This window comes from Clostridium sp. (assembly GCF_051654825.1).
GTDB lineage: Bacteria > Bacillota > Clostridia > Clostridiales > Clostridiaceae > Clostridium.
In genome coordinates this window covers 1-9,703 of sequence record NZ_JBOFYU010000146.1, presented here as the reverse complement: position 1 = coordinate 9,703, position 9,703 = coordinate 1, and the positions used below count along the sequence as shown (strand labels likewise).

The 9,703-nt window shown below is 25.0% G+C and carries 11 protein-coding genes; 2 read left to right on the top strand and 9 right to left on the bottom strand.

Going from position 1 to position 9,703, the window contains the following annotated elements; all coding sequences use genetic code 11:
- Window positions 1–220 precede the first annotated feature (220 nt).
- The 9 genes from ACRDBA_RS08900 to ACRDBA_RS08860 form a co-directional block, all read right to left on the bottom strand.
- Window positions 221–670, bottom strand: a complete 450-nt coding sequence (locus ACRDBA_RS08900; protein ID WP_438572567.1) for a hypothetical protein — start codon at window positions 668–670, stop codon at window positions 221–223.
- 17 nt (window positions 671–687) lie between these two features.
- Entirely contained in the window at window positions 688–1,020 is a 333-nt protein-coding gene (locus ACRDBA_RS08895) for a hypothetical protein (RefSeq protein WP_438572566.1), read from the bottom strand.
- Complete coding sequence (locus ACRDBA_RS08890; protein ID WP_438572565.1) at window positions 1,021–1,833, bottom strand: ParA family protein; 813 nt, start codon at window positions 1,831–1,833, stop codon at window positions 1,021–1,023. It abuts the gene before it with no gap.
- A gap of 141 nt (window positions 1,834–1,974) precedes the next feature.
- Window positions 1,975–3,084: a DHHW family protein gene (locus tag ACRDBA_RS08885; protein WP_438572564.1), complete on the bottom strand. Its 1,110-nt coding sequence runs from the start codon at window positions 3,082–3,084 to the stop codon at window positions 1,975–1,977.
- 107 nt (window positions 3,085–3,191) lie between these two features.
- Window positions 3,192–4,385: a DHHW family protein gene (locus ACRDBA_RS08880; protein WP_438572563.1), complete on the bottom strand. Its 1,194-nt coding sequence runs from the start codon at window positions 4,383–4,385 to the stop codon at window positions 3,192–3,194.
- Window positions 4,386–4,403: 18 nt separating this feature from the next.
- Complete coding sequence (locus ACRDBA_RS08875) at window positions 4,404–5,681, bottom strand: MBOAT family O-acyltransferase (RefSeq protein WP_438572568.1); 1,278 nt, start codon at window positions 5,679–5,681, stop codon at window positions 4,404–4,406.
- Between the two features lie 326 nt (window positions 5,682–6,007).
- Window positions 6,008–7,354, bottom strand: coding sequence for an ATP-binding protein (locus ACRDBA_RS08870; RefSeq protein WP_438572562.1), 1,347 nt, complete (start codon window positions 7,352–7,354; stop codon window positions 6,008–6,010).
- The gene (locus ACRDBA_RS08865) at window positions 7,348–8,058 is read right to left on the bottom strand and encodes a LytR/AlgR family response regulator transcription factor (protein WP_438572561.1); all 711 of its coding nucleotides are present in this window, start codon (window positions 8,056–8,058) and stop codon (window positions 7,348–7,350) included. Before ACRDBA_RS08865 ends, ACRDBA_RS08870 begins: the two co-directional genes overlap by 7 nt.
- 218 nt (window positions 8,059–8,276) lie before the next feature.
- Window positions 8,277–8,411 (bottom strand): hypothetical protein, encoded by a 135-nt coding sequence (locus ACRDBA_RS08860; RefSeq protein ID WP_438572560.1) that lies wholly within the window; start codon window positions 8,409–8,411, stop codon window positions 8,277–8,279.
- Between the two features lie 270 nt (window positions 8,412–8,681).
- Here ACRDBA_RS08860 and ACRDBA_RS08855 point away from each other — a divergent pair, with 270 nt between their 5' ends.
- A complete protein-coding gene (locus ACRDBA_RS08855) occupies window positions 8,682–9,248 on the top strand; it encodes a sigma-70 family RNA polymerase sigma factor (protein ID WP_438572559.1) in 567 nt (188 codons plus the stop codon).
- Window positions 9,241–9,703, top strand: a 463-nt coding sequence (locus ACRDBA_RS08850; protein WP_438572558.1) for a DUF4179 domain-containing protein, incomplete at its 3' end; no start/stop codon positions are given. The genes ACRDBA_RS08855 and ACRDBA_RS08850, both read left to right, overlap by 8 nt.

Below are 9,703 nucleotides of genomic sequence, written 5' to 3'. Positions count from 1 at the left end.
TCTTCAAATAGCACTTTAGTTATATCTATCCCTATTTTCGTTGCTATATTTTCAAATTGTGGAGGTAGATCACTTATCTTTAAATCCATAAAATATCCTCCTATAAATTCATTTAAACCTCTAAATGGGTAATTTGCTTTATTTGGGTATTCTACAACAATTGTTTTTTTCCTTCTAATTAAGTTTAATCTCTTGTATATTACAATCTAATAAATCAAATTTAATTATACTTTCTATCTAGTATATCACCTATATATCTTTGAATCTCGTCACTTTTGTATAGCTCTTTCAATTTCAACATAATGCTATCTATATAATCAAAGTACTTCTTTTCAGTTTGCCTGTCTATAATAGATGTATCTTCCATCTTCAATACATTTTTCATAAAATCAACTTGTCCATATTCCTCATATAAATCACACATAGCGGGACTTTCAATTCCTAGAATAGCCTCATCTAAACTAGCACCTATATTGCCCTCAGTATTCTTAATATATAATTGCTCTATATCATAATCATTAGGTTGCAAGTGTTCAATATTCTTGTATATAAAACCAGGTATTGGATGACCCCAGTTAGTTAGTCCATACTCTATAAATTCTGCATACATATTATTTTCCATTACCACATCTATACTTTTCTTAAGAATACATTCTAATTTTTTGTCCATACTACCACCTATTTTATTTATTCTGTTTTTCTTCTACCCTTTAACTTATTTTTATTATTATATATCTCTATATTTTTTTCTTTAACCTTTACATCTTCTAATAACGGTTTAAGTAAATTTTCAAATAACTTTGACATAGTAATATTTGAATCTATAACAACAGTTTTTAATTTATCAACTATTTCTTTATCTAAAGTTACACCTACTTGCTCTTTACTTTTTTTCTTCTCTTTTCCAACAATATCATATATAGATATTGAAGTTTTCTCTGTTTTAGTTTCATGTATAACAGTTCTCTTATTCGTCTTAGGTAATTCCTCATTTAATATATCCATATCTATTTTAGGCATTTATAACACATCCTTCTCTTTTAATTCTATAACCATATTCTCAATTTCTTCTTTACTAAAATGACTTTGATTATTCTTACTTAAATAATCACTTACACTTAGCTTACTTAACAATGACTTTTCAACAAATGTACTTCTTCTTATAAATGAATCTAACATTATACTTTTTAAGTCCTCAAATTTTTGTAGATACTGATCAAATAAATCAGATACCTGAGTTCTTTGTTTTTCATATCCAACTAGTACAGTTGCCAATATATCATTGTCTTCTTTTTCTAAATAATATTTATCTCTAGACCATAATTCTTTAAATAAAGCAGCTCCTCTTAAAGAAGATATATTTTTATCCATAATAGGTACTATTATAGAGTCTGCAAGGTACAGTATATTTTTAGCAGTTAGATTATAACTTGGCGATAGATCACAAATTATATAATCATACTTTTCTAATACATCTATATTTTTCATATACCATCTAGCAAGTACTTTTTCTCTAGCTGGTTGTAGGCTTATTTTTTCATCTAACATGGCTAGTCCTATATCTGCTGGTATTATATCTATGTTTGGATAATTTGCATTTGGAGATTTTACAATTACATCTTCTGCACTCATTCCATCTACTATATCTATAGTTGTTTTGTCTTCATGATTTACTTTATATACATACTGTGTAAGATTTTCTTGTAAATCCAAATCCCATAATAATATGTTTTTATTTTTATCTTTTGCCAACTCATATGCGGTAATTATTGACATAGAAGTCTTGTAAATACCGCCCTTTATATTAAAGAAAGTTATTAACTTCGTTTTCATTTTGTTTTCTCCTAGTTATTTTATTGTTATATTTATATATTATCATAGTTTTATTTATTTAAAAACAAAAAAATAACTATAAAATAACTAAGTTATTTTATAGTTTTGCAATCATATCTAAAATATTCCTTAAATAATTACTTATTTTAGGTCCTTGTTAATCATTTCTTGAATCATTCCCTCAAATCCAAAGCTATTATACATAAACATTACTATATCTGAATTACTATTAGTTATCATTTCTTCATAAGTCATATCAATATTTTCAATATATCTAGGGTCTATTATTTGTACTTCTTCAAATATATCAGCTAATAGCCATGTCATTGGAGCTTGATAAGAGTCTCTAAATACTAATACACTCTTATTAGTTAATGCGTTCTTATTTTTTATTTTCAATATATTGCAATTAGTGCCTCTCATATATGCACCGCCATAATCCCAGCTCTTTTTATTCCTTAATGAAGCCACTATTTTTTCTTCGCCTACTTTATGTTCTTTACTCCCATTAGTAATAAAATATTCAAATTTATCATCATTTCTATATACATAATTAGCATATTCTTTATCTTTAACTATAAAGTTTAACTTTCTATTATAGCTGCCTAAAAACTCTTTATTCTTAACAACTTTAACCTTATAATCTCTCATATACTCACTAATTTCATCACTTGATAAACCTAAATTTATATTATTAACCATAAACTTAAACCCTTCAAATGCCCCGATTCCATTCCAATGATGGTCTGCCTTAAAATAAAATTTTTCTCTCTCTTTTTCTGAAAATGTATCTAAAAAATACTTATCAATATCTATAAATGAAATATATTTTTTATCTAATTTTGATGCTAGTAAATCCTTATTTATATCTATATTTTCTTTATTATTTACAAAATCAGGATATAAATGTTTTAACATATTGGTTTTATGTGCTGTTGATACAAAGTAAACATCTTTTCCTTTTTCCGTAGCAAGTTTGCTTAAATCATTTATCTCTTTTGAATATACTTGCATCTTATCATCAAGTATAATCTTAGAAAACTTTCCTAATAGCCAATTATTATCAGTCAAATAATAATTTCCTACAATATACTTTTCTTTTTCATCTTTCTTCAAGCTACTTCCACTGCTCTCCTTAAAAACAGATACGTCATCTTTAGATATACTTTTATTCTGGTTAAAAAAAATCACAAAACTTACTATAGTTAATATGGATACTATAATTAAAAGCTTTGAACTTAATTTTCTCATAGCAATCTCACCTCTAGACTAATAATATTGTAATGGAGTTATATTTCCCTTATAACAAGAAAATAAAAGCCATAAGTTTAATATATATTAAACTTATGACTTTTATTTTACTTTATTCCTTTATCTATCATAGTCTTAACCATTGAATCAAATCCAGAACTATTATACATAAACATTACTATATCAGAATTACTATCTTCTATTATTTCTTCATATGTCTTATCTATTTTATCTATATTTCTTGGGTCAACTATTTCAACTTCACTAAATAAATCTGCAAATAGCCATGTAGTTGGAGCTTGGTATGAATCTCTAAATATTAATATCTTTTTATCTACTAAAGCCTTATCATTTTTAATATTTAATATATTAGTCTGTGCTCCCCTAATGTATGCTCCACCATAGTCCCACTCATTCTTATTTCTTGATGTCGCAATAATTTCGTCCTCTTTTTTCTCTTTACCATTTAACTCATATGTATACTTAGTATTATCTATATAAGCATAATTAACATATTCTTCTTCTTCAACTAGCATATCTAGGTTTTGGTTATAACTACCAATAAAATCTTTATCTTTCACTGTAGTTGTCGTGTATCTGTCAAAATGTTTATCTAACTCATCCTGCGATACCCCTAAATCCATCCTTGAAGCCATCATTTTGAAGTTTTCAAATGCACCTATACTTGTCCAATGATGATCTGTTTTAAAATATAACTGTTCTAATTCATCTTGGCTAAAGTTATTTAATAAATACTCATCCATATCAATATATGTCACTATATCAGATTCTAATCTATCTCTAAATTCACTTGTATTTATATCTATATTTCCTGTATTATCAACATATTTAGGATATAAATGCCTTAGTACATTTGTCTTATGAGGCATCATTGTATAATACACATCTTTACCTAAACTATCACTTACTTCAGATAGTTCATTAATTGCATTTGAGTAATCATCTAATTGTTTTTCACTCAAGATTTTTGGAAACATCCCTAAAATCCAGTTATCATCAACTAAATAATAGTTTCCTACTTTTGTTTTATTAAGCTTAACCTCTGATTTTTTATTTATACTAATCATTTCATCTCTAAGAACAAACTGATCATTGTAGTAACTCTCAAATTTAGAAGAAAATTCTCCATCTTCTATATCTTTTAATGTTGGTTTTTTATCAAGATTTCTATTTTCAGCAACACTATATTTTCTATCTGGAGTTATAAAATTTAAAATAAAGAAACCAAAAATTATGCTTAGAAAAGGTATTATTATATACCTAGCTTTCTTTTTATTCATAAAAATTCCCCTTTAAGTCTAAAATCTAAAATATAAAAATGGATTATAACTAGAGCTACACAACATTATAATAACAACAAACATGTATATACCTAGCGATAGTCCATGCATTAAATACACTACTTCATTTTCTAATGCCTTTTTATTAATTTTTAATATTTCTCTTTTTAATACTTTTACAATAGGTGTAGATAGTACTATAGCTGCAAGTAATATATACCAATAATCAATTAAGTAAACTGTAAATGCAGTATTAGTTAAAGCATTAGATCCAGCACCAAACATAACCTTTAAGAATTCAGATGCTTGAGTTATATTTTCAGCTCTAAAGAATACCCATCCTATAACTACAATTAATAGTAAATATATATGTCTAAATACTCTAGGAGCTTTATAAAGTAATTTTTCTAAAAATGCCTTTTCTAAAGCTATAAATGCTCCAAAATATAGACCCCACATTATAAAAGTCCAACTAGCTCCATGCCACATACCAGTTAAAAACCAAACTACAAATAAATTTCTATAGTTTTTAAGTGTCGATACTCGACTTCCACCTAGTGGAATATATACATAATCTCTAAACCAACTACCTAAAGAAATATGCCATCTTCTCCAAAACTCTGAAACTGTTTGTGATATATATGGATAATTGAAGTTTTCAAGAAATTCAAATCCAAACATTTTTCCTAAACCTATTGCCATATCACTATATCCGCCAAAATCAAAGTATATTTGAAGAGTATAACAAATTATTCCTAACCAAGCTTCTAGTATAGAAACATTCGATAAGTTACTAGAGAATACTCCATCCGCTATAACCGCTAATTGATTCGATAATATAACTTTCTTAGCTAACCCACAAACAAACCTATTTACACCATCACCAAACTTCTCTAGAGAGTGTTCTCTTTTATTTATTTGTGTGGCTATCGTCTGATACCTAACTATAGGTCCTGCAACTAACTGTGGGAATAATGCTACATAAGCTCCAAAGTCTAGTATACTCTTTTGAGCTTTAGCATCTCCTCTATAAATGTCTATAGTGTAGGACATTGTTTGGAATGTATAGAATGATATACCTATAGGTAAAGGTAAATTTAATAAACCGATATCTAAACTAAATATAGTATTGATATTTTCAATTAAAAAATCGCTATATTTAAAGAAACATAAAACGAATAGATTTATAATTGCTGATGATACAACTACCTTTAATGCTTTTTTTCTCTCACCGGATTTTATAAACCTCTCCACTTTTAATCCATGTATATAATCAACGACTGTTGAGAATAACATTAAAAACACATACACAGGCTCTCCCCATGCATAGAAAATTAAACTTGCTATTAACAATATTAGATTTTTCATTTTACTATTTGATATATAGTAAGCACCTAATGTTAATGGCAAGAATAAAAATAAAAATATTAAACTGCTAAATACCATTTTATTTATATGTAAACATTTAAAATAGTTTACATATCCCCTCTCATATATTTCAAAATAAAAAATGTTAATTCAAACAAGATTTAACCTACTTTTGATTTCTAATCTCGTTTAAATTAACATTTTATATTATAAGTTTCAATAAATATCGCAAACTGGTCATTAAGTATGGCATTTTAGACTATATACTCATATTTTATTATCTCCTCATTTGTTATTGGTATCATTATTTTTAATATAAATTCATTTTTTGAGTAATTAACTATTACTTCACCTTTATATTTACTTACTATATATTTAATACTTGAAATACCTATCCCATGTATTTTTTTATTGTGCTTACTTGTTTCAATTTTATCACCAGTAAATTTGATATCATTTACCTTTGTATTAGTAACTTTAATTATTGCAAATCCATTTATATATGTAGCTCTAATAGCTATTCGTTTTTCTAATTCATTATCTATCTCTGTACATGCTTCAATTGCATTATCTAGGGCATTTGCAAATATTGAGCACAAGTCATTCTCTTGAATGAAATTCAATTTAGATATGTTTATATAATCTTCAAATTCTATATTATATTTTTTACAAAGATGTGTTTTTTCACCTAAGATTATATCTAATGTTGTATTTCCTGTGTTTTTTAAATTTTCAAAATCACTTATTTGCAACTCTAATTTATTTATATATGATATAATTTCCTCTTTTGTATTATAATTTTTCATACAAATCATATGATTTTTTAAATCATGGTACACATACCTTAACTTATTATGTATTTCATTTATACCTTCGTAGCTCTTATGGTTTGTATTTATTCTTTCATTTATAAGCTCATGCTCTAGTTTAATCTTATCATTCTGTACAATTTTCCCTATTACTATTAGAAGCATTACACTTGATAATACAATTAATAGCGTTATAATAATAACTATAGTTATATCAAACCTATTAACTATTTTCTGACTAAAATTGTATCCATAAACTAATAACAATATAGCTATGTTAGATACTATTGGTATGCCTATTAATATCATATCCTTTAGCTTAAACTCTAATGATAGTCTAAAATATTTAAACAGTATAAGCTCTAGAATTAATAATATTTTAGATATAAATATTGCCTGCATCCTAAATATATTTCCATCTAATAACAGTTGAATACTATCTAATTTATTTAGCATAACTACAATACTTATTGAAACTGATTCATTTATAATCAATCCTAACCAAAATAATAAATTTATCATTACGCATTTATAAATATTATCTTTATATGATAGCTTGTAAAATATAACCCCTATTATCATACATAAAATAATCCTAGTATTTTCAAACATATTAGATATATTTAAAAAGCCCATAAATACAATTATTATTACAACTCTAGGTATATATTTTTGCTTCGATATACTCTTATCTCCTGCTAAATTTAATACCGTAAAAAATATAATCCAATCTATGTACATAGTTACTATATCAATAATATACCATATACTTATTCCATATTCTTTTAACATACTATATCACCTAATATATTAGTCAGTGCAAGCTTCAATCCCTTGGCTCTATACTTGCTTATTGGTATATAATTTCCATCTATTTTTATTGTATTGCTATTCATTGATTCTACTAATTTCAAATTAACTATATAGCTGTTATGACATCTAAAAAAACCATGCTCACTTAATATTTTTTCTATTTTAGAAATGCTCATTTTAGCCGGATATTTATTATTATCTGTATAAATCAATATATTAGGTCTATCAGTTTCTATATAAACAATAGAATCTATTTTTATTCTATCTACATAATTCTTAATATTTATAGTTAAATAGTTATTCTTTTTTTTCATTATTTCATTTATACAAGGTAAAATATTTTTAGAGATTTTTTTTTCACTTATTGGTTTTAATATATATCGGTATGCTTTTACCTCATATCCTTCTTGCATAAACTCTGCAAATGATGTCATAAATATTATTTCTAAGTTCTGATCAAATTCTCTTATTTTCCTTGCTGTATCCATACCATTAATTATTTTCATTTGTATATCCATAATTAATATGTCTAACCCTTTAGGATAGTTGCCTAACAACTCTTCTCCTGATGAAAATTCATAAATATTATAATCTATAGAATATGTACTTAATATATTTTTTAATATGTCTTTTATGTTTAATCTATAGTGTAATTCATCATCACATATTCCTATGTTAATCATTATTTAAATTTCCTTTCATATATCTACTTTCTTTTAAGTTTTATATTACTTCATTATGTATTTTTTTGCTATATTTTTATATATTTTGTTACTTTTTGGGCTTTAACTATTGCTTTTTGGACTTTAAATACTACTTTTTGGATGTTGATTTATGCCTATAGAGTAATTGCTAATAATAAAAAAGTTATTCAATGCAAAATTACATTGAATAACTTTTTTTATAGTTTAATTTCTTTAAATATATCACTCTTTATATCATTTGAGATTTCAATTGCATCTACTTCATATAATTGAGGTCCTCCAAATACAATAATAGATAATATCACTGTACTTATTTTTTTAAAAATTTCCATATTTATTCGTAGCTCCTTTTAAATAAAATATATACTCTTTATTTTATTATACACATTTTTTATTTCTAATTTGCAATACTTAACGCCCGCTTAGCTAAATACTATTTTATTTCAATTAAATTTATGTTATTTATAATATACATTTAATTGAAATATTTTGCTAATATATAAATTCTAATAAAGTAAAAAAATATAATTTAATTATTTATGAAACCTTTTTACTATTTAAAATATCTAATATATGTAATAGCAGAGCTTAAGGAGGTTTTAATGGCTACTATAAAAAAACTTAATATTTTCACATCAAATGCTCAAGTAGAATCTGAAAATGTTTTAATAAAAAAATCAAAGAATGGATGTAATGATTCTTTTGAAAAACTAATGATTTTGTATGAAGATTATTTGTATAAAATGGCTTATTTGTATGTGAAAAATGAACAAGATGCACTAGATATATATCAAGAAACTATTCTAAAAGTATATATGAATATATCTAAATTAAAGAAAAATAATTTATTTAAAACATGGATAACTAGAATTTTAATAAATACAGTTTATGCTAAAAAGCAATCTGATTTTAAATACTGTGACTCTGAGCTTGAAAACTACATCGGTGATTATTCATACTCAGAAATAGAAAAAAATATAGATTTATATGCAACTATAGACCAATTAGGTAAAAATTATAAAACGGTTATTATATTACATTATTTTTATGATTTTAGTATCAGCCAAATTTCAGAAATAACAGGATTAAATGAAAATACGATTAAAACCAATTTAAGAAGAGCTAAGAAAAAAATGCATGATCTTCTAAAGGAGGAAAAACATGAGTAACTTAGACAACATAAATATTCCAAATAATTTAAGAGAAATAACTAAAGATACTATAAAAAAGGGGATCTATTTAAAGAAAAGAAAAAACATAAAGAAATTTAAAGTTGCATCGTTGCTAGTCTTAACATTAAGTACAAGTCTAGCAATTATAAATCCTTCCTTAGCTAATAATAGAATATCTATAACTGATTTATTTGAAATTCTAGGCTATGACTCCTATGATAAATATGTTCAAAGTATTGATACAACAAAAACTGTAGGTGATGTAAGTTTAACAATCGGTGATATAATATGTGATGGAAGTACAATAAATTTTACATATACTATAAAATCAAAAAATAAGCTTCCTCGAAAAACTTCTGAACTTGTATTTGACCAATTAGATGAACCATTAATTAGAGATGAAACTTTTATATTAGACTCAAATATAAAAGTTAAAAATGCAATTACATCCT